Genomic DNA, 25,900 nt, shown 5'->3' on the forward strand with positions numbered 1-25,900 from the left:
AATCTGGTTGTAGAAAATAATAACAATTGAAGGGGATGATATTGTGAACAAGTCTCAACTTATCGACAAAATTGCTGCTGGTGCAGACATTTCTAAAGCGGCAGCGGGTCGTTCTCTTGACGCGTTCATCGAAGCCGTTACTGAAGCTTTAAAGGAAGGTGACTCAGTTGCGCTGGTTGGTTTCGGTACTTTCGCAGTACGTGAGCGTGCAGCCCGTACTGGTCGTAACCCACAAACTGGCGAAACGATTCAAATCGCTTCTGCGAAGATCCCTTCTTTCAAGCCAGGCAAAGCGTTAAAAGACAGCGTTAACTAAACTTGAATGCTGTGCCGGCGCGCCGGTGCAGTAGCTAAGCTTAAAAAGAACAGTAAGGCTTGTTTTACAAGCTGAAATGATAAGTGAGTTAAACCTTAGCGCGCGTATCGACAGTTCCGTTACAGCTTCTATAAAAAAGGCGCATCTGTTAAGATGCGCCTTTTTTTTAAGCCGTCATTGCCGTTATAAGAGATGAAGCAAGCATGTTAGAAAAGATCAGAGAAGGTTCAAAAGGGATTGTTGCTCAGGTCATTCTGGGCCTGGTGATCCTGACATTCGCCGTATCCGGCGTCAGCAGCTATTTTGCCAATAACAGCGATCAGTCTGTTGCTGTGGTAAATGGTGAAGAAATCAGCCGCGCTAAGTTTGACCAGAGTTATCAAAACGAACGCGCCAGAATGCAGCAACAGTTTGGTGATATGTTTTCATCGCTGGCCGCTGATCCAGAATATATGAACAATTTCCGTAATTCAGTGTTGGAACGTTTAATCGACGAAACACTGATGAAACAACAGGCAAACACTCTGGGGTTAAAAATCAGCGATGCAACGCTGAAAAAAACCATCACTGAAATGACAGAGTTTCAGATTGATGGTGTTTTTAACAACGAACGTTATAACGCCTTATTACGTCAGAACAACCTGACCCCAAACCAGTTTGGTGACATTTTGCGTGAACAATTTGCCCGTAACCAGCTGATGATTGGTCTGGCAGGTTCTGAGTTTGCGTTGCCTGGCGAATTAAAAGCGCTGATGACGTTACAACAACAAAATCGCGATATTGAATACGTTACTATTAAAGCTGCTGATTTTGCCGCTCAGGTTGAAATCACCGATGAAAAGCTGAATGAATATTATCAGCTGAACCAAGCCGCTTATGCCACGCCTGAGCAGGTGTCACTGCAGTACGTTGAGCTCAACAGCAGCGAACTGGCAAAAACGATTGAAGTGTCAGATGCCGATGTGACTGCTTATTACGAAGCGAACAAAGACAGATATCAAACAGAAGAACGTCGTCGTGTTTCGCATATTCTGCTGGAAGCAGCCGAAGAAGATGCAGCAGTAAAAAGCAAAGCTGAAGCGCTGCTAAAAGAGATCCAGGCAGGTGCTGATTTTGCTGTTGTTGCCAAAGCTAATTCAGCCGACACAGTTTCTGCTGAAAATGGCGGTGATTTAGACTTTATCAGCAAAGGTGTGATGGAAGCCGAATTTGAAGCTGCTGCTTACGCCCTGGCTAAAGTGGGTGATGTCAGTGCTGTTGTGAAAACGTCTTTTGGTTATCACATTATTAAACTGACAGAAATTGAAGCGGCGCAAGTGAAGCCTTTGGCTGAAGTGCAGGACGCTATTAAACAAACAGTACAAAAAGAAAAAGCCGCTGAGCAGTTTGCTGAATTGCAACAAAAACTGGCTGAAGTGAGTTTTGAAGTGGCTGATAACCTCGACGAAGCCGCAACTGCGGTCAATGCCAAAGTGCAGGAACTGCCATTGTTTTCACGTGAAAGTGCCAAAGCGCCTTTTGCGGTACCTGTATTCCTCGATAAAGTGTTTAACGCCGACTTTATTGCCTCAGGCACTAACAGCGATGTGATTGCGCTGAGTGAAGAGCATGTGGTGGTGGTGCGTCTGGTTGAACATCAGAGCGCAAAAACCAAATCTTTTGACGAAGTAAAAGCTGAAGTGGTTAAAGCTGTCACTGCAGCCGAGAGCAGCAAACAGGCAAAAGCTAAAGCTGATGCGTTGCTGGCTGTGTTTAATGAAGGCAAAGATGTACGTGCTCAGTTAACTGCAGACGGCTTAAAACTTGAAGTGGCAGCGGCTACTCCACGTTTTGGTGGTGCTTTAGATGCACAAATCCGCACTAAAGCCTTTGAGCTGGCAAAACCTGTTGAAGCTAAACCTATGTCGGCCGGTATTGCTGAGCTGGCTTCAGGCGATGTGGCATTGGTTCTGGTTACCAAAGTAACTGAAGTTGCCACAACGGTTGAACCTGCTACAGCAGAGTTGCAGCAGTTTGCCCAGCAGATGGGACAATCCCACTTTGCTGCAGTGCAACAGGCGTTAAAAGCGCAGGCAGAGATAGTGCGTAAGTTGCCGGCTATGACCAGTGAAGATTTATAAGTTCAACAGAACTTAAGTTAAAAAAACCGCCATCTGGCGGTTTTTTTTGGCTGCGATGGCGGAACTTGTTATTGCATCTGATGCTGCATTTCAAACGATATAAAAGGCGCAGCGGTTGTCAGGCAGAGGTGCTGTCGTTCTGCGTATTGTTTCTGTGAAGCCGGATATCAGAGCTCTTTGCCTGTTTTGTTTGTTGTGTTCAGGGGTTTATGTTGCCGCCTTAATATTGCAGGCTGTTAATCAGTTTACGGCTGTAATCGTGTTGTGGGTTACTAAAGACTTCATTAGTCAGGCCATAGTCCAGACTTTGCCCCTGATGCAATACCAAAGTTTGATCAGCAATATGGCGAACCAGTCTCAGCTGATTGGTGACCAGTAAATAAGCCAGACCGGTTTTTTGCTGCAGTTCCAGTAACAGGTTCACAATCTGAGCCCTTAACGAAGGGTCCAGTGCCGTCAGGGCTTCATCGAGGATCAGAATTTTGGGATCCAATATTAACGCCCGTGCCAGTGCCACCCTTTGCAGCTGACCTCCGGAAAACATATGGGGGTAATAGTTGCCATGCTCATTGAGTAAACCCAATAACTTCAGGGTGTCGGCTATTTTCTGTTCACGTTGTTCAACATTCAGCACAGTGCTGTAGCGCAGCACATCATGCAGAATGTCTGAAATTTTTTGATTTGGATTTAACGAACGGGCTGCGTCCTGAAAAATATACCGGATCAAGTGATTTGTTTTGTGAAAACCACGGCAGTTAATCACCTGACCGGCCAGCATGATTTCACCACTGTCCGGCTGTTCAATACCAACCAGTAATTTAGCCAGCGTGCTTTTTCCAGACCCTGTTTCGCCAACCACCGCCAGAGTTTCGCCAGCCTTGAGTGTAAAACTGATATCAGAAAGCGCCTGTATGGTTTTATGCCGGAATAAACCCTGAGCTTTCTGATAACTTTTACTCAGATGGCTGACCTTGATCAGATCACTACTTATTACCTGATCATTCATCAGTTTTCTCCAGCATAGGGAAGTGGCAGCTGTAATAGTGGTTTTGTAACCGTTCCAGCACCGGCGTTTTTACACACTCTTTGCGGGCATTTGGACATCTTGGCCCTAACCGGCAGCCGATAGGCAAATGTTGTAGTGTTGGAATACTGCCATGCAAGGCATAAAGTTGTTGTTTAAAACCAAGCTCCGGCTGAAATTCCGGCACACTTTTAATCAAAGCATGCGTATAAGGGTGCAGCGGATGTTTCAGAATAGTGGCGGTGTCGCCGGCTTCAACTAACTGACCACAATAAAGCACACTTAAAGTATCTGTGTTACGAGCCACAGTTTCCAGCTCATGGCTTATCAATAAAATTGAGGTGCCTTTAAGCTGATTAAAACTGGCCAATAACCGGAATAATTGCGCCTGAGTTGTACTTTCAAGTGCAGTGGTGGGCTCGTCGGCGATCAGCAACTTCGGGCTTTTAGCAATGGCCATCGCAATCATAATTTTCTGACAAACCCCTTCAGACAGCTGATAAGGGTAACTGTTTAATACAGCGCCATGATCACGGATCCCCACTTTATGCAACAAAGCGATGGCACGTTTTTTCCTGAAGTAACCCCGTTGCCACCAGGACGCACCTTCAAGCTGATGGTCCGGAATAGCTTCAGCCAGCTGCTCACCAATGGGGGAGGTTGGGTCCATGCTGCGGCTGGGTTCCTGATAAATCATTGCGATGTCGCGGCTGATAATACGGCGTTGTTCGTCATACGATAAACGCAACAAGTCCTGACCACACCAATTAAAACGGTCTGCCGATATTTTCCAGCGCTGATGGAGTACCCCCATAATAGCTTTGGCAATCAGGCTTTTACCTGAACCAGACTCGCCTACCAGCCCACGAATTTCACCTTCTTTCAGCGACAGGTTCACCCGGTCGACGGCCCGCACTAAGCCATCGGGCGTTTCAAGCTCCAGCGTTAAATTGCGGATATCTAATAACTGCATCAGTTTTCCCGCCGTTTTTTCATCGCGACTCTCAGGCCATCACCCACCAGATTTACCGCCAGCACTGTGATAAAAATTAATAATCCCGGTAGGGCGACGGTCCAGGGGGCCAGATAAATAGAATCCAGCGAGTCGGCAATCATTGCGCCCCATTCGGCCGTCGGCGACTGTGCGCCAATACCCAAAAAGCCCAATGCTGCAATATCAAGCACTGCGGTAGACAGAGCCATAGTGCCCATCAACACCAGTTGTTCCCAGGTGTTGGGCAAAATAACGGAAAAAAGTAATTGCCTTCTGTTGGCACCATCCAGCCGGTAAGCGGTGACATAATCTTGTTTCAGCTGCTGGGCTATGGCATTTCTGACGCCGTGCACAAATTGTGGCAACAATGCCAGCATAATGGCCCAGATGGTATTGAGTAAACCTGGTCCCAGCACTGCGACTATCACTATGGCCAGTAATAACGAAGGAATCGTCAGGGCTAAATCTAATAAGTGGTTAAAAATACTGGATTTTACACCTTTACTCATACCTGAAAGTGCACCTAGTATCAGCCCGACCAGCAAAGAACCCACGACAGCAAGAATGGCCAGACCAAAAGTGTAACTGGCACCAAGCATTAATCTGGACATCAGGTCGCGGCCAAGGTCATCTGTGCCAAGTGGATAAGATACCAGACCTGAGTCTTGCCAGGACGGCGGCAGCAGCAGCAACTGAGAGTTTTGCAGGTACGGATTATGCGGTGTTAAAAAAGGCGTCAGCACAGCAAGCGCCAGCAGAATGAGTAATAACACCAGGCCAAAAAACGCAAAATGCTGCGGGGCAAAATGTTTCCACAACAGTTTCAGTGGGCCTTTGTTGTGTTCCTCGTAATACAGCCTGAGTTTTTTCATCTCAGAACTTCCTGGCCAGAGGGTTAAATAAGGTATGCATAATTTCGGTCAGCATATTGACCAGGATCACCAGCGACGACACCAGTAGCACGCCCCCCTGAATCGCAGGGAAGTTGCGTTGATAAATACTGTCAATCAGCCAGCGGCCAATACCAGGCCAGGAAAAAATAACTTCGGTGATCATGGCAAGGGTAATCAGCGTACTAAATTGCAAACCGACCTGACGGGTGACCGGCAAAAGTGCGTTACGCAAGCCATGGGTATACAGCACCTGCAAACGCGTTAAGCCTTTAGCTCTGGCTGTTTTGATGTAGTTTTGGTCCAGTACATCCAGCATCGAATCGCGGGTAAAGCGGATCATCACAGTGGTCGGGTAGGTGGCTAAAACCACTGCAGGCAACAACATATGGCGGATGGCGTCAAATAGTGCCTGTTGGCGGTAACTGACATCAGACAACAGAATATCCAATAACATAAAACCGGTATTGGGGGATATTTCATACAAAACGCCGAGCCGGCCTGAAGTTGGTAACCAACCCAGACTTAATGAAAACACCATAATAAGTAACAAAGCCCACCAGAAAATTGGCATTGAGAAACCTACCAGCGCCAGAGTGGAGATCAGTTTATCCAACCATTTATCTTTACGGACAGCAGCGACAATGCCCAACGGGATCCCAATCAACAATGATAAAAACAGCGCATAACCGGCCAGTTCCAGCGTTGCCGGCATCACCAGCAACATTTCCGTTAATACGTTTTGTTGACTGGAAAAAGACAAAGCCCATTGCCCATGCAACAAACGCTGTAAAAACAACAAATATTGCTGCAGATAGTCCTGCTCCAGACCAAGTTGTTTTGTCAGAATCATTTCATTGGCCGGACTGATATTACGCAGACCGGTAAAGTTTCCAAGCACATCACCCGGAAACAAATAACCCAGACTAAAAGCAAAAACAGTCAGAGCTATAAATACAAAAGCCAATAAAAACAAGCGTCTGAACAGGTAATGTAAAATCATCAGTGTTTTCCTGCCATCGCAAAGTTAATGCCACCATAAGGATTGATCTGCACACCAGTGATATTGCTGCTGCGTACCTGAAACCTTTTGGAATGGGCAATAGGTACCAGCGGCATTTGTTCAGCCTGATATTGTTGTGCCTGCAGATAAAATGCGCGGCGTTCGTTTAAATCTGCGGTATTCACTGCTTGTTGCAGCAAATTGTCAAAGTGTTCGTCACACCAGTTGGCTCTGTTGCTGCCGGAAACGGCCGAGGCGCAACTTAACAAAGGCCGCAGAAAATTATCAGGATCTGCGTTGTCTGCCGACCAGCCAATCAAGACCGAATCATGCTCGGCTAAAGTCAGCTTGCGGCGAAAGGTGTTCCATTCGTAGGAAACTATATGGGCTTTGACACCAATCAGTGCCAAATCTGCCTGAATCAGTTCAGCCATTTTTAACGCATTCGGGTTATATAATCTTTGTACCGGCATGGCCCAGATATCCAGGCTAAAACCTTTGGCAAAACCAGCTTCGGCTAATAATGTCCGTGCCCGCACCGGATCATAAGGGTCCGCCACAGCAGGTTTTTGATAAGCCCATGAAGTGGGAGGTAATAATGAATCTGCCTGCTCAGCCTGGCCAAAATAAACGGCCTGCAAAATATTCTGTTTGTTGATTGCAAGCGCCAACGCTTGCCGGACTTTGACATTATTCAGTGGTGGTTTTTGTGTGTTAAATGCCCAATAACCTACATTCATGCTGGTTTGCACATCCACCACAAAGTCTTTGCGCTGGGACAGCAACTGTAGCTCAGCCAGACGCGGGATAGGAGCAACATCGCATTCATGCGTTAATAATTTGGCAATACGTTTGGTGCTGTCGGGCACTATATCAATGACCAGTTGTTCAAGATTTGAACCCTGACGCCAATGTTGCTGATGCCGGTAATAACGGATCAATACATCTTTTTGATATTGCCGGAATAAAAACGGACCAGTGCCTACCGGCAGTTGATCCAGTTCCATGAGTGCATTTCGGGCCAGCAGCCGGGCACCATATTCAGCAGACAACACAGCAGAAAAATCAGTGGCCAGGGTTGATAAAAATGAGCTGTCGGGTTTATTCAAACGAAACTCAACTTCCATCGGACCTATGGCTTTTATTTCCGCCACCAGTTGCCGCCATTCCATACTGTCAAAATAAGGGTATTCAGTGGCCGTCTGGTGAAATGGATGTTGTGGTAACAATACGCGGTTAAAGGTAAAGACCACATCTTCCGCATTCAAAAAGCGGCTGGGTTGAAAATAAGCGGTGTGATGAAAGGCCACATTGTCCCTGAGTATAAAACGATAACTCAGGCCATCAGGGCTGACCTGCCAGCTTTTTGCCAGCGCCGGGATAAACTCGCCACTTTGTGCATCAATGTCCAGCAACCTGTCATAAAGGTGTTGGCTGATAGCATCAATGGTGGTTCCTGAGGTGACCAGCTGCGGATTAAAACTCTCAGGTGAACCTTCCACACAATAGACCAGACCGCTGACCCCAATATTACCGCTATCAGGCTGACAACCGTTTGTTGCAACGGCTATCAGACAGGCAAGTGACAAGCATAAAGAAGGTTTCATTGTTGACTGTCTAATAATTTGTATTTTTTCATGTAACCACGCAGCTGATGATAAGTCAGGTTCAGTGCCTCTGCCGTTTTTTTCTGGTTGTATTGGCTAGCCGCCAACGCCTGTTTAATCAGAGTAACTTCGTAATTTTCTGACAGCAGTTTAAAATCCTGGGCTTCTGAAAAATCAATCACGGTATGAGCTTGTTCTCTGGCTTGTGGCGCGGCGGCATTATCCACTGAACTGACGGTTTTGACTACAGCCGCGCTCTCTTGCACTGTGGTAATTCTGTCATTGGTTCTGACCCTGCTGATGGGCCGGAACGGGGATTCAAAAGGGTCAAACAAAATCTGATGTACAGGCACATAGGGGTTGTTGCTGCGATAAACACTACGTTCCACCACATTTTTAAGCTCACGCACATTGCCTGGCCAGTCATAGTCGAGCAGCATTCTTTTGGCTTTTTCGCTAAAACCACTAAAGAGTTCAAAATTCAGTTCACGCGCCATATTGATTGCAAAGTGTTCAGCCAGCACCAGTATATCTTCACGCCGCTCCCGCATTGGCGGCAGGGTGATCACATCAAAGGCCAGCCGGTCCAGTAAGTCGGCTCTGAATTCACCTCTGTCTGCCATACCGGGTAAATCTTCGTTGGTAGCGCATATCAGCCGCACATCCACTTTAATAGCTCTGCTACCACCAACCCGCTCAAACTCACCATATTCAATAACGCGCAGCAGTTTTTCCTGTACCAGACCCGGTGTATTGGCCAGCTCATCTAAAAACAAAGTGCCGAAGTTTGCGCGTTCAAAACGGCCTTCATGCCTTTTGCTGGCACCGGTAAAAGCACCGGCTTCATGACCAAACAATTCACTTTCCAGCAGGTTTTCATTTAATGAAGCGCAGTTCAGCGTCAGATAAGACTGATCCCAACGTTGGGATAAATAATGCAAACGTGCTGCTATCAGTTCTTTACCTGTGCCACGTTCGCCGATAATCAGTACTGGTTTATTCAGAGGTGCAATTTGTGAAACCTGATCCAACACATTTAAAAAACTGTTGGCTTGCCCAATAAGGTTGTCCTGTTGAAATGACCTGGCCATATCCCTGCTACTAATTGGTTAAATTTGCTAATTAGTAGTCTATTTCAAAAGTTGTTTTTTCAGAAGAACTATCGAAAAATAAATAAATATCAATTAAAACAACATGATAAAAGTTTTTTGCAAGTTGGCAAGAAACCTGAATAAGTAAAAGCGTAAAACACCGACAATTAATGAGGTAACTATCATGGGTATTTTCTCTCGCTTCTCAGACATCGTGAATTCAAACATCAACGCTTTATTAGATAAAGCGGAAGATCCGGAAAAAATGGTGCGCTTAATTATTCAGGAAATGGAAGACACCTTGGTTGAAGTTCGTTCAACCTCAGCAAAAACCATTGCCGAGAAAAAAGAACTGCAACGTGTTGTAAACCGCCTGGAAGAAGAAGTCGCCGACTGGCAGGCAAAAGCTGAACTGGCTTTGTCAAAAAATCGTGACGATTTAGCCCGCTCAGCGCTGGTTGAAAAACAAAAAGCTGCAGATCAGGCCGCAGCCGTTACAGCAGACATCGCAAATCTGGACGCTCATGTCAGCAAGTTACAGGACGAAGTGGCACAATTGCAGGAAAAACTGGCTGACGCCAAAGCACGTCAAAAATCCATGTTGATGCGCCAAAAAACAGTTGCTTCAAGGTTAGAAGTTAAAAAATCGTTAGACAGCAACCGCTTAAACGATGCAATGTATAAGTTCGAACGTTACGAGCAAAAAATTGACACGCTGGAAGCCCAGGTAGAATCTTACGATTTAGGTAAAAAAACCTTACGTGATGAATTTGCTGAACTGGCAGCGCAAGATCAAATTGACTCAGAACTGGCTGCATTAAAAGCAAAACTGAATAACGATAACAACGCCTGATTTTCAGGCGTTTGGGAGTATCAACATGGAAATTAACGAATTTATTGGTGTACCGCTGATCCTGTTTATGATCTTTGTGGCGCCAATCTGGGTCATCATGCACTACCGCAGTAAAAACAAAATGTCTGAAGGTTTGTCAGACACTGAGCTGGCGCAGCTGAATGATCTGGCTAACAGAGCTGAAAAAATGGCAGACCGCATTAAAACGCTGGAAGCCATTCTGGATGCTGAGTCGCCAAACTGGAGACGCGAGCATGAGCACAGTTAAAAAAGAATTGTTGCGGGATGACCGCAACGGCAAAATCGCCGGTGTCTGCGCCGGTATTGCCGACTACTTCGGCTGGGAGCTGTGGTTAGTCCGGGTGGTGGCACTGGCGTCTGTGTTGCTGGGTTTTGGCAGCTTTTTACCTGTGTTGTATTTTGTTGGCTGGATAGTATTGGAGAAAAAATCGGTGGCAGAAGCCCGCAAGGGCACACCACCTGTGCCGAAAGTTGACAGGCCTGTTGAAGTGAAAACCCGCATCTGGCAACGGGGTGAAGCACCAAAACAAGCGCTGAACCATCTGCAGCAGCAGTTTGATCATATCGAACAACGACTACGCAATATGGAGCGTCATGTGACCTCCAGCAAATACCAGTTAAACCGCGAGTTTAACAGACTCTGACAGCCACCTTTGGGTGGCTTCCCATCAAACGGCATTTGGAGGGCAGATGCAAATCTGGCAAGAGTTCCAGCAGCAAAGTCAGCAACTTACCAAGCGTGTATTCAATCGTCATCTCAGGTTGGGGGTGACAGGTTTATCCGGTGCCGGCAAAACGGCCTTTATTACCAGTCTGGTCAATCAGTTGACTGCTCCGGTAGATACAGTCAGATTGCCTTTTTTTTCGCCATTGCAACAACAGCGTTTTTTAGGTGGCCGTATTGATACGTCTCAGGCCATGCAAACACCGCGTTTTTCCTATGAAAGCAATCTGCAACAAATACAGCAGGGGCAGTGGCCGGCTTCAACCAGCAGCTGGAGCCAGTTGTCGCTGAACCTGAGATATAAACCTGCCGGTGGTCTGGCGGCGCAATTAACCGATTATCGCGAGCTGCAACTGGATGTAGTGGATTATCCGGGCGAGTGGTTACTGGACCTGCCCATGTTGCAACAGGATTATCAAAGTTGGTGTCAGTTCAGCTGGCAGCTGTTTGAAAAACCACATCGTGCTGAACTTGCGGCTGAATTTGCGGCTTATTTACAACAAGTGGATTTGGACGATGATTCTGAACTGCAGTTGCAGCAACTGACCAACACATACAGTGCATTGCTGCAAAAGTTTCGCCTGCAAAGTCATGCCTGCTTGTTACAGCCTGGCCGGCTGTTATTGCCGGCAGAACTTGCCGGCACACCGTTATTGCAGTTATTGCCGTTATTACCTTCGCAACTGCAGCAGCCTTCAAAATTATTAAGCCGGTTGCAACAGCATTATGCCAGTTATCAAAAGCTGGTAATCACACCTTTTTATCAGCAGTATTTTGCCGGCATTGACCATCAGGTGGTGCTGGTGGATTGTCTGTCAGCACTTAACGCCGGTTACGATGTACTGCAGGAGTTGCAGCAGGCGCTGATGCTGATTTTGCAAAGTTTTCATTATGGCCCGACGGGCTGGTGGCGTCGCTTATTTAAACCCCGCATCAGCAAAGTATTATTTGCCGCCAGTAAGGCCGATCAACTCACACCGGAACAACATAAAAATTTGACGTTATTACTGCAGCAATTGTTGCAGCAGCCTCTGCAGGACAGCCGTTATCAATATTGCCAGTCTGAAGCTATGGCGCTGTCGGCAGTGGTTTGCAGTGACATAGGTCAGGTGCAAACGGCAGAAGGGTTACAAGCCTGTTTACAGGGCATTTCGGCGCAAAGTGGCGAGCTCATTACTTTGTATCCCGGTGAGGTGCCCTGGTCTATGCCATCTCCCTTGTTGTTTTCACACCATCGTTTTGCTTTTCCCGCGTTTTTGCCAAGGCCAATACCAAAGCAGCAGGTACTGCCACAGTTAAGACTGGATCAGGCGCTGGAATTTTTACTTGGAGATCACCTGACATGACGGAATTGAAAAAAGCCGTTGTTTTTGATGAAACCGGTTTTGTTGCGCTGCAGCCTGAAATAACGGATCAAGCGCCATTGGTGCCAACCCGGCAATTCCAGAATACAGAATTTGTCACAGAGCAAGTGCCGCCAAATGTCGAAATACCGGTGGCAAAACCAGACCCCAATTTTTGGTGGTGGGGAGGCGCTTTTGCCAGTTTGACCGCTCTGGCGCTTTGGCAGTGGGCCACTTTTGTTATGGACAGCTGGCAGGCCGGTCTGTTGCAAGGCGGTCTGGTGTCGCTGTTGACATTCAGTGTGTCGGCTTTGTTAGCCCGTTTTGGTTATAGCCAGTGGCGGCTTAGTCGTCAGCTGAAACAACGGCAACACTGGCGTCTGGCTGAACTGCGGTTAAACCAGTCCGAACAGTTCGGTGAGGCTATGCCCATCTGTACACAAATTCACGCCAGTATGCAGCAGCAATTATTAGTTACACCTTTGTGGCAAGAGTTTAAACAACAGCATAAAGCGGAATTTAGCGACACCGAAGTGCTGCAACTTTTTGAAATTACAGTGCTTAAGCCAGTCGATAAATTGGTTGAACAACAAATTCGTCAGGCTGCGATGCAAAGTGGTGTTGCTGTGGCGCTCAGCCCATTTGCGCTGGCCGATATGTTGCTCGTGTTATGGCGTGGTAGCCTGATGCTCAGAGAAATTTCCGCACTTTATGGTAGTCCCATCGGCAAACTGCAAAGTATGCGTATGATAAAAAAATGCATCAAAACGTTGTTTTTTACCGGAGCCAGTGAAATGGCAGTTGATGTTGGCAGCGATTTGTTAGGTGCAGAACTGACCGGGAAATTGTCGGCCCGGCTTGGGCAAGGGTTACTTGCCGGTGTTCTGGTGGCTAGGTTGGGTCGTTTTGCCCAGCAAGAACTCAGACCCTGGCCGAAAAAAGAGCCGGAACAAATATTATTGCGCCAGGTGGCTGGTGATTTGTTGCAAAAGCTTAAACCAGGGACAACTGCAAACTAATTTTTACAACTCTGTGTTTTGTGTTGCTTGTTGATCTGCCGGCTGTAGACTGACAGATGTCTGTATGCCTTGTGGTTGATATAACTAATTTGCTTTGATTAAAAATAAATCATCTAAGGCAGTAGTTTTTGTTATGAGCAGTTCACAGCAGTTTAACCACGCAGAAACCCAATGTATTCACGCCGGTAAAGTTAAAGACGCCCAATACGGTGCTTTAGCAACACCTTTGTATCAAACTTCCACTTTTGTTTTTGACAGCGCCGAGCAGGGCGCCGCCCGTTTTGCCGGTGAAGAGCCGGGTTATATTTACACCCGTCTGGGGAACCCGACCACCCGCGAGCTGGAATTAAAAGTTGCTGCGCTTGAAGGTATGGCAGACGCTGCAGCAACTGCCACCGGTATGGGCGCAGTAGCGGCTGCCACTATGGCGTTTTTACAACAGGGTGATCATCTGATTGCCAGCAAAGCCATTTATGGTTGTAGTTTTGCGCTTTTTAATCATCAGTTTGCCCGTTATGGTATTGAGGTCAGTTTTGTGGATATGACTGACCATGCTGCCGTTGCTGCGGCACTTAAACCAAATACCAAAATGTTGTTTGCCGAAACACCCATTAACCCGAATCTGGTGGTGTTGGATCTGGAATTCTTGGGCAGTTTTTGTAAAAAACACGGCATTATCTCGGTGATTGACAACACTTTTTTAACGCCGTTATTGCAGCAACCAGCCCGTTATGGCATCGACATTGTGTTGCACAGCGCTACTAAATATCTGAACGGACACGGTGATTTAGTGGCTGGCATTATTGTGTCAGATGCCGAAAAAATTCAGACCATTAAACTCACTACACTCAAAGATATGGGCGCAACCATTAGCCCACATGATGCCTGGCTCATCATCCGCGGTCTGAAAACATTGTCAGTGCGGATGGAGCGTCACTGCGCCAATGCCCAGCGGGTTGCAGAATATCTGGCTCAACATCCTGCCATTGATACCGTCTATTACCCGGGTTTACCTGATCACCCGGGTTATCGTTTTATCGGTAAACAAATGAAAGCCGCCGGTGGTGTGTTGGCCTTTGAAATTAAAGGCAGCCTGGAAGATGGCCGTTATTTTATTAATCAATGTCAGTTGCTCAGTCTGGCAGTCAGTCTGGGTGATGCGGAATCTCTTATTCAACACCCGGCGTCAATGACCCACAGCCCTTACAGTGCAGAAGAGCGTCAGGCGGCCGGTATCAGCGACGGTTTGATTCGCATTTCTGTTGGCCTTGAGCATGTGGAAGACATTATCGCTGACCTGTCTCAGGCACTAGTAAAGATGCAAGGACAGCAGAAATAACTAAGCAATATCAGATGGTTATACTCAGTCCTTGAGTCGTCTGTATAAAAATGGTTACAAAGCCGCAGTGCCGATTTCACCGCCAACGATTAACAGCCGGATCCCAATCATCTAGGATCCGGCCATCAAAGCCCACCGTCAGAGTTCAGGGCTAGTCAGAATCAACAGGTAGTAACATGAGTAAATATGTGTCAAAACAATCCGACGCCAATGGTTTTATTGCCTGGTCGGCGGAAGAAAATGAAATCTGGAGTGCGCTGATTGCCCGTCAGTTGTCCTGCATCAAAGGCAAAGCTTGTGATGAATATATGGCAGGCCTTGATAAATTAAATTTACCGACAGACAGAATTCCGCAGCTGGAAGAAGTCAGCAAAGTACTGCGCGCAACCACAGGTTGGGAATGTGCTGAAGTGCCGGCGCTCATCAGTTTTGACCGGTTTTTTGAACTGCTGGCCAATAAAAAATTTCCGGTCGCCACTTTTATCCGCAGCAAAGAAGAATTTGATTATTTGCAGGAGCCGGATATTTTCCACGAAATTTTTGGTCACTGTGCCATGTTAACTCATCCGGATTTTGCTGAATTTACGCATATTTACGGCAAGTTAGGACTGGCTGCCAGCAAAGAAGACCGGGTCTATCTGGCGCGTTTGTATTGGTTCACTATCGAATTTGGTTTGCTGCAAACGGACGACGGCCTGCGTATTTATGGGGGTGGTATTTTATCGTCACCTGGCGAAACCCAATATGCCATGCATTCTGAGGTGCCGGAGCGCAAAACGCTGGAGGTTGTTGACGTGCTCAGAACGCCATATCGTATTGATATCATGCAACCTATTTATTTTAAAATTAATAAAATCCGCGACTTATTCGATATAGCGCATTTAGATTTAATGGCGCTGGTACAACAGGCCAGAGCCCTGGGTATGCATAAACCTAAATTCGAACCTAAACAGAAAAAAGCCAGCTAATCGCCGGTATTTCCCAGATTAACAAGGATAAAACGAGAACTGTCATGACTGAATTAGCTGTAATGAAATGTGAAGCCTGCCGTGCTGACGCGCCAAAAGTGTCAGACGCTGAATTGCCTGAGTTGATGCGTCAGTTGCCGGATTGGGTGCCAGTGGTGCGCGATGGTATTTTGCAGCTGGAGCGCAGCTACAAGTTTAAGAACTTTAAACTGGCCTGGGCCTTTCACAATAAAGTTGCGGAAATGGCCGAAGCTGAAGGCCATCATCCGGCGTTATTGCTGGAGTGGGGCAAGCTGACAGTGACCTGGTGGTCGCATTCCATTAAAGGGTTGCATAAAAACGATTTTATTTGTGCCGCTAAAACAGACCAGCTATTGGCCGGCTAACAACCTTGGTTCGCTGACTTAAAAAGCTGCTTCGGCAGCTTTTTTTATGCGTGCAGCAAAATTGTTCACAATAGTTTACAAAAATACTGGTCTGTCGCGCCGTGGATGCCGTATTATGAAATAACCCCATCAGTAAAAGGTGCGAGAGGCAATGCGTTTAGAAATCCACTGTCAGGACCGGCTTGGCATAGCGCAGGAAGTTCTGAATATTCTGGTGCATTATCAGATTGATTTACGCGGTATTGAAGTCGACCCGGTATTGGGTCGTATGTATGTGGCTTTTCCAACGGTCGATTTTGAGAAATTTCAGGAGCTTATGGCAAAAATCCGCCGTATTCCCGGTGTGGATGATGTCAAAACCACTGCTTTTTTGCCTTCTGAACGTGAACACAATGAGTTATCGACCCTGCTGAAAACCTTGCCCGATGGTGTGATAGCCATCGATACCAAAGCCAATGTCACCATCATTAACGAAGCTGCTTTGCAGGCTTTGTCGGTTGCTGCTGCCGATGTGGCAGGGCAGTCTTTGATGAATATGGTGAAAGGTTTTAATTTTTTACGTTGGCTGGAAAGTGATGATGTACTGGCGCAAACCCGCCGGCTTGAACTCCACGGTAAAAGATTTATCGCCGACATTCTGCCGGTGATGGTGCCGGACGAATCGGGCCACGAAATTCTGGCCGGTGCAGTGATTAACCTCAAATCTGAAAGCCGGCTTGGCGAGCAGATGGTGGTATTTAAAAAAGGCGATCAGGAAAGTTTTAACAGCCTGCAAGCCACCAGCAACGTGATGCGCCGTGTCGTGCGTGAAGCGAAAAAAATGTCGCAGCTTGATGCGCCTATTCTGATTGTTGGTGAAACAGGCACAGGCAAAGAGTTGTTGGCCAGAGCCTGTCACGCTGCCAGCAGCAGAGCCGGCAAACCGTTTTTAGCGGTGAACTGCGCCGCCATGCCGGACAACGTCGCTGAGTCTGAACTTTTTGGTTATGGCCCTAATGCTTTTCCTGGCACAGTGGAAGGTAAAAAAGGCATTTTTGAACAAGCCAACAAAGGCACTGTTTTTTTAGATGAAGTTGGTGAAATGTCGCGAGAGCTGCAAACCAAGTTATTGCGCTTTTTGCAGGATGGCAGCTTCCGCCGTATTGCCGATGAAAATGAAGTGCGGGTGGATGTGCGGGTTATTTGCACCACCCAAAAAGATTTGCCGGGCATGGTGCAGGAAGGTACTTTCCGCGAAGATTTGTATTACCGGCTGAATGTACTGACTTTGGCATTACCGCCGCTACGCGATCGTAAACAGGATATTTTGCCGCTCAGTGAAGCTTTTATTAGTCGTTTTTCGGCACGGCTTGGTCGCAAAGCACCGAGGTTAACCGAAGATTGTGCCCAGTTTATTCAGCAATACCCCTGGCCCGGCAATGTACGGCAACTGGAAAATGCTTTGTATCGTGCCGTGACTTTGCTTGAAGGTTATGAACTGGATAAAGAGCAATTGCAGTTGCCAAGTTACACCAATGATTTTGGTTATCTGGAAAAAGACTTTGACGGCACCCTCGATGAAGCGGTGAAACGTTTTGAAGCCAACTTGCTGCGTAAGTTGTTTCCAGCTTACCCAAGTTCGCGCCAACTGGCGAAAAAATTGGGTTTAAGCCATACCGCAGTGGCCAATAAACTGCGCGAATACGGCATTAATCGCAAGAGCGTAAAAATTTAATTACGCTTCGTGCGGTAATCTGTACTCAGATAGCGCCGGGATCCAGTGATTCCGGCGTTTTTTTTACTGATTTCGGGAAAGTCAGCATTTCGTATAGCAAAGCGTACAAAAGAGCTGTTTTTGCCGCTTTTACCCATCTACAGCCGAACCCTTCCATTTTTAGCGGATAGCTTCAAGATATAAGGATAAAACAAGACCTTATCTTTGGAGTATGCTGATGTTTGACCCTATTAACCCTTTAGGAACCGACGGTTTTGAGTTTGTTGAATACACTGCTGCAGACGCAGAAGGCATCAACAAGTTAAAACAACTATTTGCCTCTCTCGGTTTTACTGAAGTTGCCCAGCATCGTTCGAAACAAGCCTGGTTGTATAAACAGGGCGATATCAATTTTATTATCAACGCCGAGCCTAATTCTCAGGCTGAAGCTTTTGCCCGTGAACATGGCCCTAGCGTATGTGCTATGGCATTTCGCGTAAAAGACGCCGCCGCTGCGCTCAAACACGCATTGGCTAATGGCGCTAAAGAGTACAAAAACCAGATTGGCCCTATGGAGCTGAATATTCCGGCTGTGTATGGCATAGGTTCGAGCCTGCTGTATTTTGTTGACCGTTATGGTCAAAGTTCGGTTTATGACGTCGACTTTAAGTTTTACGACAACTGGCAGACCGAAATGTCGGCGCACGGTGTTGGCCTGGAAGTACTGGACCATTTAACCCACAACGTACGCCGCGGCAATATGAATTTGTGGTCGGGTTTTTATGAAAAAATCGGTAACTTCCGTGAAATCCGTTATTTTGATATCGAAGGCAAGCTGACAGGTTTAGTGTCACGTGCCATGACGGCACCTTGTGGCAAAATCCGTATTCCAATTAATGAATCTTCAGATGACAAATCACAAATTGAAGAATTTATCCGTGAATACAAAGGTGAAGGTATTCAGCATATTGCGTTAACTTCTGACGATATTTACAAAACTGTGCGTACCTTACGCGAGCGTGGCATGGACTTTATGCCAACACCTGATACTTATTACAACAAGGTTAACAGCCGTGTTGTTGGTCATGGTGAAGATGTGGATATGCTGCGTGAGCTGCGTATTCTGATTGACGGCGCGCCGGAAAAAGACGGTATTCTGCTGCAAATTTTCACCAAAACTGTGATTGGTCCGGTGTTCTTCGAAATTATCCAGCGTAAAGGCAATGAAGGTTTTGGCGAAGGCAACTTCAAAGCGCTGTTTGAATCTATTGAAGAAGATCAAATCCGTCGTGGGGTACTGGCAGATGCGTAAGTGGGCGTCATTTCCGCTAAAAGAAGGGGATGTATCGCGTCAGGCGCATGCTGATTTTCCTGAGCAGGCCATTTATGAACGTGAAACCGGCCGCAGTGGTTTTTTTGGCCCTGCGTCTCACCTGCACCATACCCATGCGCCAACCGGCTGGAGCGACTGGCAGGGGCCTTTGCGTCCCCGCTTGTTTAACTTTAACGATATTGGCGAAGATAACAGCAATTCGCCGTGGTTAGTGCCGGATTTACTGCACAATGCCCATTGTAAAATGCGCACCTGGCGTATTAGCGAAGCGATGGATTATTTGGTACGCAATGCCGACGGTGATGAGTTGCTGTTTATTCACGAAGGCAGCGCCGAGTTTTATTGTGATTATGGCCATTTAAGCTTGCGTGACGGCGATTATGTGGTGATCCCAAGGTCCACCATGTGGCGTTTAGTGCCAAATGAGCCGCTATTTGTGTTGATGATTGAAGCGACCAATGACTCTTTTCAGCTGCCAGAAAAAGGTCTGGTAGGCAATCATGCAATTTTTGACGCCGCTATGCTGGACACGCCAAAAATTGATGATGCTTTTAAAGCGCAATACAGCGAAGTGGAAACTAAAGTACAGATCAAACGCCACAATAAAGTGTCGACTGTGACTTTCCCTTTTAACCCACTGGATGCTATTGGCTGGCACGGCGATTTATGCGTGATGCGCATTAACTGGCGTGATATCCGTCCTTTAATGAGCCACAGATACCATTTGCCACCATCAGCGCACACCACATTTGTGGCCCAGCGTTTTGTGGTTTGTACCTTTGTGCCAAGACCGATTGAAAGCGACCCCGGTGCGTTAAAAGTGCCGTTTTATCATAACAATGACGATTATGATGAAGTGCTGTTTTATCATGCCGGTGACTTTTTCAGTCGCGACAATATTGAACGCGGCATGGTGACTTTCCATCCGGCTGGTTTTACCCATGGTCCACATCCAAAGGCCTTTCAGGCGGGCCTTGAGTACCGGAAAAAATTCACTGATGAAGTCGCAGTGATGCTGGATACCCGTGATGCGCTGGAAGTAGGGCCAGCAGCAGAGGCCACTGAAAATCCGGATTATGTAAATAGCTGGAAAATAAAACCAGCCACCTGACTCCGGCGAGCTAAATAATAACGCAGCCTGAAATCTAATTTCAGGCTGCCATGCAATTGAATTGATAGGAAATGTTGTTATGAAATTAGCCAGTCTGAAAAACGGCAGTCGTGATGGTCAGTTGGTGGTGGTAAGCCGTGATTTAAAAAAAGCGGTGGCAGTGCCTCATATTGCCGCCACTATGCAATATGCATTGGATCACTGGTCAAGCCTGGCACCTGCGTTGTCTGAAGTGTATCAGGGCTTAAACCATGGTTCAGTGCAGTCTGAATTTGTGTTTGATGAAGCGGCTTGCGAGTCGCCGTTACCACGTGCTTATCAGTGGGCCGACGGCAGTGCTTATGTTAATCACGTCGAGCTGGTGCGTCGCGCCCGTAACTCTGAAATGCCACCAAGCTTCTGGACAGATCCTCTGATGTATCAGGGCGGCTCTGACGATTTTATTGGCCCAACGGACAATATCGAAGTGGTATCGGAAGAATACGGTATTGATTTTGAAGGTGAAGTGGCAGTGATCACCGGTGATGTGGCTATGGCATCAACACCAGAGCAGGCTGCCAGCCAAATCCGTTTGGTGATGCTGGTCAACGACGTGTCATTACGTGGCCTTATTCCAAACGAACTCGCCAAAGGTTTTGGTTTTTTCCAGTCTAAACCTGCGTCAGCTTTTAGCCCTGTAGCAGTGACGCCGGACGAGCTGGGCCAACATTGGCAAGATGCCAAGTTGCATTTGCCACTGGTGTCGCATTTAAACGGCAAATTGTTTGGTAAACCAAACGCCGGCGTCGACATGACCTTTAACTTTGGTCAGTTGGTGGCGCATGCCGCTAAAACCCGTAATCTGGGCGCCGGTGCTGTGATAGGTTCAGGCACAGTGTCAAACAAACAGGGCACAGATTACGGCACATCTATTGAAGAAGGTGGTTTAGGCTATAGCTGTATTGCCGAAGTGCGGATGATTGAAACCATTCGTGATGGTAAACCGGCCACTGGTTTTATGAAGTTTGGTGACCGTATTCGTATTGAAGTGCTGGATGACAAAGGTCAAAGCATTTTTGGTGCTATAGACCAACAAGTGGTGGCTTATCAGCCAAAATAACCATGAAGGTTATCAATAACACTGACAAAAGCTACTCTTCAGAGTAGCTTTTTGTTATTTGCTTTTCCCACTGCAGGAGCATGTTATGGAGTTTTACAGTTATTGGCGTTCATCAGCAGCTTATCGGGTTAGGATCGCTCTGGCATATAAAGGGCTGACAGCCGACACCCGCTATGTACATTTATTAAGAGATGGCGGGGAGCATCGTGCCGCTGGCTATCAGTCGCTCAATCCGGCGCAATTGGTGCCTGTTCTGGTTGACGGCGATTTAAAACTCAATCAGTCGTTGGCTATTCTGGAATATCTGGAAGCGTTGCACCCTACACCCGCGTTATTACCAAAAAATTTAAAATTGGCCATGCAGGTGAGGGCGGTGGCGCTGGATATCGCTTGTGATATTCACCCGTTAAACAACTTGCGTGTTTTGCAATATCTTACCGGGCCGCTTGGGCTCAGTGAACAACAAAAATTGCACTGGATCCAACATTGGTTGCAACAGGGGTTGCAGGCTCTGGAGCTTAGATTGCAGGCAACTGCCAGCAGTTGTTGTTTTGGCGACGACGTCACCTGGGCGGATATTTGTCTGGTGCCGCAAATTTACAACGCGGTGCGTTTTAGCCTGGATATGTCTGCGTATCCAACCTTAAAACGTATTTATCAACACTGTACCTCTTTACCGGCTTTTATCAAAGCCTCGCCAGAGCAGCAGCCAGACGCACAATAAACACATCTTGCTGGAGGGTGAAAAATAGCCGTTATGCAGCACTGGTGGCTTTTTTCCTGTGCTGTTGCTGGCGCTGTTATCAGTTTTTTGTCTTTTCTGCCACTCCCGCTGTGCTCAGGAGTGGCGCCCATCCTTCGTCTTGTGTTACAACGTCAGAATTGCAACCGTCGGATTTGAAACTTGGCCATGCCATTCACAGCTGAAGTTGGCTACAATGTTGAGAGTCGTGCCTTTGCCGGAGTTTCGCAGTGAATCACGAACCACAAACTCAGGCTTTTGTAGCCATTATTGTTCTGTCGGAACCACAGAGGCAGGCGTCATTCAGACACTTGTTACAACAATCATTGCCAAATTGGTTTTGCCATTTTGTGACTGATGCCAAAAGTGCCAGGCATTTATTAAAAACTGAAACTGTTGCCTTGTTAATGACTGAATGGTTGCAGCCTGAAGATAGCGGTGACTTGTTATTGGACTTTTGTTGTCGCCATAGTCCGGCCACTGTGCGTATATTACTGGCCGAAGAACATACCGACACGTTGTTACTGGCAACTAACCATGCTGCGCAAATCTTGTTGGCACAACCCGTTCATGATCTGCAAGTTATCCAGCTATTTTTGCGTGTTCAGCTGTTATACAGTGGCCATTTTACGGCACACAGCCGTTATCAGCTCGGACAAATTAATTCCTTACCGGTCCAACGTAATCATTATCAGACACTTATCCAATTGTTAGCCGATCCGGACAGCAGTACGCACTCGCTGGCAAGCACCATAGCACGTGAAGCGCCGCTGGCTGCGAGGTTAGTGCAAATTGCCAACTCTGCTTATCTTGGGTTTAACCGTCAGACGGTAGACCTTGCTGAAGTTGTGGTACGTTTAGGCCGGTCAATGATCAAAGCAGTAGCCTTTGCCGTTCAGCTGCACAGTCAGTACGAAGGAAAAATCCGCCCGGATTTACATCAGCAGCTGCTGCATGAATCTTTTGAACTGGCTGGTATGGCAAGCCAGTTGGCAAAAACCCAGCAAAGTGGCCCCGCTCTGGCCGACAAAGCATTTTTGGCTGGGTTATTACAGGTGTTAGGGCCACTGGTTTTGTTATCTTCGATGCCAGTGCAGTTGCAGCGGTTGACGGAGGAAGACATGTTTCAGGAGGGGATCCCTGATCACTGCCTGATTAGCGCTTACCTGCTGTTATTGTGGGGTTTTGAACAGGATATTTGTGATGCGGTCATGTACCGTCTCAGTTTAAATGAAGTTGCACAACCCGGATTATTACAAACTATTTTGCACCTGAGTTCTTATGTGTTGATATTCCGCCGTCAACAGCAAGACGACAGTTTGCCTACACCTTGCTGGACGGCTTTGGCGCAGTTTCAACTGACCGACACATTCTGCCGTCTGCAACAACAGGTGACGGAGCCTGACTTATGAAAATTTTATTGCCCAAACAATGGCTGAATGCTGCTTTTTTTTATCTCGGTTGTCTGGGATTGTTGTTTCAAATCAGCGCTCAGCTGATGATATGGTGGCAGGGTTATGACCATCCCGGTATGCCATGGTATATCTGGTTGGCGCCTATGTTGTTGATTTTGTGGGGTGTTGTGCCGGCATTGCAGCTGCAAAATGAACTCCCGCACAAAAGTGGTGAAGTCACGTTAAAGCTATAGTAGCGCCATCTCGTTATGATGTTCAGGGAGCAAATTGCGGCCCTGTGTACACTTCAGCTAAGAATACTGCTGCGCTTTATCAAGCTGGTAATTTTAAGTTATCACACACCGGAAATTTTTAACTTCTGTCCCGGCTGTAACTTGCTGTTGATTTGCAATTGATTCCACAATATTAAATCCGCAATTTTCACTTTGTGTTTTCGGGCAATTTTATCCAGAGAGTCGCCAGTTTGTACTGTATAACTGCGGCTGTTTGTTTTGCTTTTTTTGTTTGTTGTTGCCGATGTCATCGTTGGGATCTGAATTTTCTGTCCGGGTTTTAACGCTGACTTTTCGCTCAGTTTGTTCAGTTTAGCGAGTTCAATCAGGTCTACTTTAAATTGACGGCTTAAATCCCACAAATTGTCACCCGTTTTAACTTCGTAGCTGCGACTTTTGCGAACAGGATTTTTACTGATGTGTTGTGGTACATCGGCAAAACCAGGTAAGGATAATTTCTGACCTGTTTTTAGTTGGTCTGAGGTTAATTGATTGGCGCGTTTTAAAGCGGCAACCGTTGTTTGATGGCGTTTGGCAATGCTACCCAGACTATCTCCGGATTTCACCGTATAACTGGCGGATTGTGGTGCCTTTTGTAATGGTAGTTGTTTGCTGTTGTTTTCAAACTGACTCAGTTTATCAACCGGTAGTACCAGCACATAAGGCCCGCCAGGGGCAGTGTTTGCGCGTCTGAAAGCAGGGTTTAGCTGTCTGAGTTCAGTTAACGACAATCCGGCCAGATGTGCAGCCTGAGCCATATCAACGGAACCTGGCAGTTTTGCAAAGCCAATCTTTGGTTTGTTTGCAATAAAAGCCCAACGTACGCCGTGCTGATCCGGATGTTTAACCATATCAATAAGTGCAAGCCATTTTGGCATGTAAATGGTTGATTTTCTGGGAAGATTTAGCGACCAAAAGTCGATGGGTTTGCCGGCTTTTTTATTACGTTTGATAGCCTTTTCAATGGTACCTTCTCCGGAATTGTAGCCAGCCACAGCGTTCAGCCAGTCTTGACCTAACATCTGATACAGGTATTGCAGGTAATCAAGGGTTGCAGCAGTGGATGCGATGGGGTCTTTGCGGCCGTCATACCATTCGTTACGTTTTAAGCCGAAGTTCCGGGCTGTTTGCGGAACCATCTGCCACAAACCTGCCGGAGCACCGGCCTGCGCCAGCGGGTTAAATGCACTTTCGACTATGGGTAATAAAGCCAGTTCGACCGGCATATTGCGTTTTTCAAGCTCAAGCACTATGTGGTACAAAAAAGGTTCAGCCCGTTTTGACACCTGATCCAAAAACTTCTGATGTCTTTTATAAAACTTACGCTGAGCTCTGATATCGGCATTATCCGGTACTTTAATGCTGATTTGGTGGGCTATACGTTGCCAGACATCGTCATATTGTGACAGTTCAGTCTGGATTTTATCAGCTGTTGCAGATGTAGCTTGTGGCGGGGTCGGAGCCACCTTGATCTGATGTTGATGCTCTGTTTGTTGTTGGTTTTGTGTATCAGCAGAAGTTGATCTCGAAGTCGATGTACCGGCACAACTGGCCAGCATAAAAGCCGCGACAAACAAAGCCATTCTTTTAAACAAAACCATCAGCTATCTACCATCTTTTGTGCAATTCTAACTTGCATCAGCCTCATGACATTCTTTCCCCGGCTGAAACGCGCGCAGCAACGGCAAAAAGACCGGTATGTTACCTGCTCTTCATCTGAATGCAAGTTTGGCTTAATAACGGTCTTTCCATAACCGGATAAAGCTGAATAAGGCAACGGCATCCTGCTGCTGCCAGCGCTGTTGTAATGCGGTATTGTCACAGCGTAAATATGGATTGATTTGCCGCTCTTTTTCAATACTGGACGGCAGTGTCGGTTGATTGGCTGAACCTTGTGTTTCACACCAATGCTGGTGTTCGACTATGCTCAGGTTATCCGGTTCCACTTCAAGCGCAAATTTCAGATTTGCCATTGTGTATTCATGGGTACAATAAATTCGAGTCTGCGGGCTTAGCGCATTTATTTTTTGTAAAGACTGATACATCTGGGTGTGACTGCCTTCAAATAGCCGGCCACAGCCCGCACTGAACAGGGTATCGCCACAAAACAGCACTGGCGGTTGTTCTGGCGGCTGACACAGGTATGCCATATGACCCAGCGTATGGCCCGGCACTGCCAGCACGGAAAAAGTCAGGTTAACTTGCGGAAGCAAAAACTGCATGTTGTCGCTGACAATATGGCAATGCTGCAACTGATGTTTGGTTTTTGCTCGTTCTGCAGCACCTATATATACAGGTAATTCAGGCCATAACTGCTGCAAAGCCGGAATGCCGTCGACATGATCCCAATGATGATGTGTGATCAGAATGGCGACAGGGCTGAGTTTTTGTGCTGTTAAAAATGCACTAACCACTGAGGCGTCACCCGGATCAACCAAGACGGCTTTGCCCTGATGATGTAAACACCAGATATAGTTATCTTTAAATGCCGCAATAGCAGTGATATGGTACATCTGATTGATCTCGTTAGATTATTT

Annotated in this window: 25 protein-coding genes; 17 read left to right on the top strand and 8 right to left on the bottom strand. The window is 46.9% G+C overall.

The features are described 5' to 3' along the window. Nucleotides 1-43: 43 nt before the first annotated feature. On the top strand, nt 44-316 hold the full coding sequence (hupB, locus tag RCH83_RS00580; RefSeq protein WP_031565609.1) for a nucleoid-associated protein HU-beta: 273 nt from the start codon (nt 44-46) through the stop codon (nt 314-316). 203 nt (nt 317-519) lie between these two features. Next, the gene (locus RCH83_RS00585; protein ID WP_306518026.1) at nt 520-2,436 is read left to right on the top strand and encodes a SurA N-terminal domain-containing protein; all 1,917 of its coding nucleotides are present in this window, start codon (nt 520-522) and stop codon (nt 2,434-2,436) included. A gap of 220 nt (nt 2,437-2,656) precedes the next feature. On the opposite strand, the gene RCH83_RS00590 is transcribed toward RCH83_RS00585, so the two are convergent. The 6 genes from RCH83_RS00590 to pspF are packed head-to-tail and all read right to left on the bottom strand — an operon-like array spanning nt 2,657 to nt 9,045. Beyond that, a complete protein-coding gene (locus RCH83_RS00590) occupies nt 2,657-3,442 on the bottom strand; it encodes an ATP-binding cassette domain-containing protein (protein ID WP_306518027.1) in 786 nt (261 codons plus the stop codon). Continuing rightward, nucleotides 3,435-4,433, bottom strand: coding sequence for an oligopeptide/dipeptide ABC transporter ATP-binding protein (locus tag RCH83_RS00595; protein WP_306518028.1), 999 nt, complete (start codon nt 4,431-4,433; stop codon nt 3,435-3,437). Before RCH83_RS00595 ends, RCH83_RS00590 begins: the two co-directional genes overlap by 8 nt. Continuing rightward, nucleotides 4,433-5,326 (bottom strand): ABC transporter permease subunit, encoded by an 894-nt coding sequence (locus RCH83_RS00600; protein WP_306518029.1) that lies wholly within the window; start codon nt 5,324-5,326, stop codon nt 4,433-4,435. Before RCH83_RS00600 ends, RCH83_RS00595 begins: the two co-directional genes overlap by 1 nt. A 1-nt stretch (nt 5,327) precedes the next feature. Further along, complete coding sequence (locus tag RCH83_RS00605; RefSeq protein WP_306518030.1) at nt 5,328-6,347, bottom strand: ABC transporter permease subunit; 1,020 nt, start codon at nt 6,345-6,347, stop codon at nt 5,328-5,330. Beyond that, nucleotides 6,347-7,954: an ABC transporter substrate-binding protein gene (locus RCH83_RS00610; RefSeq protein ID WP_306518031.1), complete on the bottom strand. Its 1,608-nt coding sequence runs from the start codon at nt 7,952-7,954 to the stop codon at nt 6,347-6,349. Before RCH83_RS00610 ends, RCH83_RS00605 begins: the two co-directional genes overlap by 1 nt. Beyond that, a complete protein-coding gene (gene pspF, locus RCH83_RS00615) occupies nt 7,951-9,045 on the bottom strand; it encodes a phage shock protein operon transcriptional activator (protein WP_306518032.1) in 1,095 nt (364 codons plus the stop codon). Before pspF ends, RCH83_RS00610 begins: the two co-directional genes overlap by 4 nt. 184 nt (nt 9,046-9,229) lie before the next feature. Here pspF and pspA point away from each other — a divergent pair, with 184 nt between their 5' ends. The 15 genes from pspA to RCH83_RS00690 all read left to right on the top strand — a co-directional run bounded on the left by pspA (nt 9,230) and on the right by RCH83_RS00690 (nt 23,324). Then, the gene (pspA, locus tag RCH83_RS00620) at nt 9,230-9,898 is read left to right on the top strand and encodes a phage shock protein PspA (RefSeq protein ID WP_306518033.1); all 669 of its coding nucleotides are present in this window, start codon (nt 9,230-9,232) and stop codon (nt 9,896-9,898) included. 25 nt (nt 9,899-9,923) lie between these two features. After that, a complete protein-coding gene (pspB, locus tag RCH83_RS00625) occupies nt 9,924-10,166 on the top strand; it encodes an envelope stress response membrane protein PspB (RefSeq protein ID WP_306518034.1) in 243 nt (80 codons plus the stop codon). Next, nucleotides 10,153-10,563 (top strand): envelope stress response membrane protein PspC, encoded by a 411-nt coding sequence (gene pspC, locus RCH83_RS00630; RefSeq protein WP_306518035.1) that lies wholly within the window; start codon nt 10,153-10,155, stop codon nt 10,561-10,563. The genes pspB and pspC overlap by 14 nt, the downstream gene beginning before the upstream one ends. Before the next feature lie 46 nt (nt 10,564-10,609). Next, nucleotides 10,610-11,989, top strand: coding sequence for a YcjX family protein (locus RCH83_RS00635; RefSeq protein WP_306518036.1), 1,380 nt, complete (start codon nt 10,610-10,612; stop codon nt 11,987-11,989). Beyond that, nucleotides 11,986-13,005: a YcjF family protein gene (locus tag RCH83_RS00640; RefSeq protein ID WP_306518037.1), complete on the top strand. Its 1,020-nt coding sequence runs from the start codon at nt 11,986-11,988 to the stop codon at nt 13,003-13,005. Before RCH83_RS00635 ends, RCH83_RS00640 begins: the two co-directional genes overlap by 4 nt. Nucleotides 13,006-13,138: 133 nt before the next feature. Then, a complete protein-coding gene (gene megL / locus RCH83_RS00645; RefSeq protein WP_306518038.1) occupies nt 13,139-14,344 on the top strand; it encodes a methionine gamma-lyase in 1,206 nt (401 codons plus the stop codon). Between the two features lie 176 nt (nt 14,345-14,520). Next, the gene (gene phhA / locus RCH83_RS00650) at nt 14,521-15,312 is read left to right on the top strand and encodes a phenylalanine 4-monooxygenase (RefSeq protein WP_306518039.1); all 792 of its coding nucleotides are present in this window, start codon (nt 14,521-14,523) and stop codon (nt 15,310-15,312) included. 44 nt (nt 15,313-15,356) lie between these two features. Next, complete coding sequence (locus RCH83_RS00655) at nt 15,357-15,698, top strand: 4a-hydroxytetrahydrobiopterin dehydratase (RefSeq protein WP_306518040.1); 342 nt, start codon at nt 15,357-15,359, stop codon at nt 15,696-15,698. A 151-nt stretch (nt 15,699-15,849) separates the two neighbouring features. Next, nucleotides 15,850-17,412 (top strand): transcriptional regulator TyrR, encoded by a 1,563-nt coding sequence (gene tyrR, locus RCH83_RS00660; RefSeq protein WP_306518041.1) that lies wholly within the window; start codon nt 15,850-15,852, stop codon nt 17,410-17,412. Between the two features lie 217 nt (nt 17,413-17,629). Further along, on the top strand, nt 17,630-18,703 hold the full coding sequence (hppD, locus tag RCH83_RS00665; protein WP_306518042.1) for a 4-hydroxyphenylpyruvate dioxygenase: 1,074 nt from the start codon (nt 17,630-17,632) through the stop codon (nt 18,701-18,703). Continuing rightward, nucleotides 18,696-19,835, top strand: a complete 1,140-nt coding sequence (locus RCH83_RS00670; protein WP_306518043.1) for a homogentisate 1,2-dioxygenase — start codon at nt 18,696-18,698, stop codon at nt 19,833-19,835. Before hppD ends, RCH83_RS00670 begins: the two co-directional genes overlap by 8 nt. A 79-nt stretch (nt 19,836-19,914) precedes the next feature. Next, on the top strand, nt 19,915-20,934 hold the full coding sequence (locus RCH83_RS00675) for a fumarylacetoacetate hydrolase family protein (protein ID WP_306518044.1): 1,020 nt from the start codon (nt 19,915-19,917) through the stop codon (nt 20,932-20,934). Nucleotides 20,935-21,019: 85 nt separating this feature from the next. Continuing rightward, complete coding sequence (maiA, locus tag RCH83_RS00680) at nt 21,020-21,658, top strand: maleylacetoacetate isomerase (protein ID WP_306518045.1); 639 nt, start codon at nt 21,020-21,022, stop codon at nt 21,656-21,658. 248 nt (nt 21,659-21,906) lie between these two features. Then, entirely contained in the window at nt 21,907-23,088 is a 1,182-nt protein-coding gene (locus RCH83_RS00685; RefSeq protein ID WP_306518046.1) for an HDOD domain-containing protein, read from the top strand. Next, on the top strand, nt 23,085-23,324 hold the full coding sequence (locus RCH83_RS00690) for a hypothetical protein (protein ID WP_306518047.1): 240 nt from the start codon (nt 23,085-23,087) through the stop codon (nt 23,322-23,324). The genes RCH83_RS00685 and RCH83_RS00690 overlap by 4 nt, the downstream gene beginning before the upstream one ends. Before the next feature lie 101 nt (nt 23,325-23,425). On the opposite strand, the gene RCH83_RS00695 is transcribed toward RCH83_RS00690, so the two are convergent. Further along, nucleotides 23,426-24,964 carry a LysM peptidoglycan-binding domain-containing protein gene (locus RCH83_RS00695; RefSeq protein ID WP_306518048.1) on the bottom strand — a complete coding sequence of 513 codons (1,539 nt, stop codon included), beginning with the start codon at nt 24,962-24,964 and terminating at the stop codon, nt 23,426-23,428. A 132-nt stretch (nt 24,965-25,096) separates the two neighbouring features. Beyond that, nucleotides 25,097-25,876, bottom strand: coding sequence for a hydroxyacylglutathione hydrolase (gene gloB / locus RCH83_RS00700; RefSeq protein WP_306518049.1), 780 nt, complete (start codon nt 25,874-25,876; stop codon nt 25,097-25,099). Nucleotides 25,877-25,900 lie beyond the last annotated feature (24 nt).

This window comes from Rheinheimera sp. (assembly GCF_030824435.1).
Classification (GTDB): Bacteria; Pseudomonadota; Gammaproteobacteria; order Enterobacterales; family Alteromonadaceae; genus Pararheinheimera.

Coding starts and splice junctions, on each gene's coding strand:
- RCH83_RS00595 (WP_306518028.1), bottom strand. CDS start 4,433: ATGCAGTTATTAGATATCCGCAATTTAACGCTGGAGCTTGAAACGCCC.
- RCH83_RS00585 (WP_306518026.1), top strand. CDS start 520: ATGTTAGAAAAGATCAGAGAAGGTTCAAAAGGGATTGTTGCTCAGGTC.
- RCH83_RS00605 (WP_306518030.1), bottom strand. CDS start 6,347: ATGATTTTACATTACCTGTTCAGACGCTTGTTTTTATTGGCTTTTGTA.
- maiA (WP_306518045.1), top strand. CDS start 21,020: ATGGAGTTTTACAGTTATTGGCGTTCATCAGCAGCTTATCGGGTTAGG.
- pspA (WP_306518033.1), top strand. CDS start 9,230: ATGGGTATTTTCTCTCGCTTCTCAGACATCGTGAATTCAAACATCAAC.
- megL (WP_306518038.1), top strand. CDS start 13,139: ATGAGCAGTTCACAGCAGTTTAACCACGCAGAAACCCAATGTATTCAC.
- RCH83_RS00610 (WP_306518031.1), bottom strand. CDS start 7,954: ATGAAACCTTCTTTATGCTTGTCACTTGCCTGTCTGATAGCCGTTGCA.
- RCH83_RS00670 (WP_306518043.1), top strand. CDS start 18,696: ATGCGTAAGTGGGCGTCATTTCCGCTAAAAGAAGGGGATGTATCGCGT.
- RCH83_RS00590 (WP_306518027.1), bottom strand. CDS start 3,442: ATGAATGATCAGGTAATAAGTAGTGATCTGATCAAGGTCAGCCATCTG.
- pspC (WP_306518035.1), top strand. CDS start 10,153: ATGAGCACAGTTAAAAAAGAATTGTTGCGGGATGACCGCAACGGCAAA.
- RCH83_RS00695 (WP_306518048.1), bottom strand. CDS start 24,964: ATGGTTTTGTTTAAAAGAATGGCTTTGTTTGTCGCGGCTTTTATGCTG.
- pspB (WP_306518034.1), top strand. CDS start 9,924: ATGGAAATTAACGAATTTATTGGTGTACCGCTGATCCTGTTTATGATC.
- phhA (WP_306518039.1), top strand. CDS start 14,521: ATGAGTAAATATGTGTCAAAACAATCCGACGCCAATGGTTTTATTGCC.
- RCH83_RS00675 (WP_306518044.1), top strand. CDS start 19,915: ATGAAATTAGCCAGTCTGAAAAACGGCAGTCGTGATGGTCAGTTGGTG.
- RCH83_RS00690 (WP_306518047.1), top strand. CDS start 23,085: ATGAAAATTTTATTGCCCAAACAATGGCTGAATGCTGCTTTTTTTTAT.
- RCH83_RS00655 (WP_306518040.1), top strand. CDS start 15,357: ATGACTGAATTAGCTGTAATGAAATGTGAAGCCTGCCGTGCTGACGCG.
- pspF (WP_306518032.1), bottom strand. CDS start 9,045: ATGGCCAGGTCATTTCAACAGGACAACCTTATTGGGCAAGCCAACAGT.
- RCH83_RS00640 (WP_306518037.1), top strand. CDS start 11,986: ATGACGGAATTGAAAAAAGCCGTTGTTTTTGATGAAACCGGTTTTGTT.
- RCH83_RS00635 (WP_306518036.1), top strand. CDS start 10,610: ATGCAAATCTGGCAAGAGTTCCAGCAGCAAAGTCAGCAACTTACCAAG.
- tyrR (WP_306518041.1), top strand. CDS start 15,850: ATGCGTTTAGAAATCCACTGTCAGGACCGGCTTGGCATAGCGCAGGAA.
- RCH83_RS00600 (WP_306518029.1), bottom strand. CDS start 5,326: ATGAAAAAACTCAGGCTGTATTACGAGGAACACAACAAAGGCCCACTG.
- hppD (WP_306518042.1), top strand. CDS start 17,630: ATGTTTGACCCTATTAACCCTTTAGGAACCGACGGTTTTGAGTTTGTT.
- gloB (WP_306518049.1), bottom strand. CDS start 25,876: ATGTACCATATCACTGCTATTGCGGCATTTAAAGATAACTATATCTGG.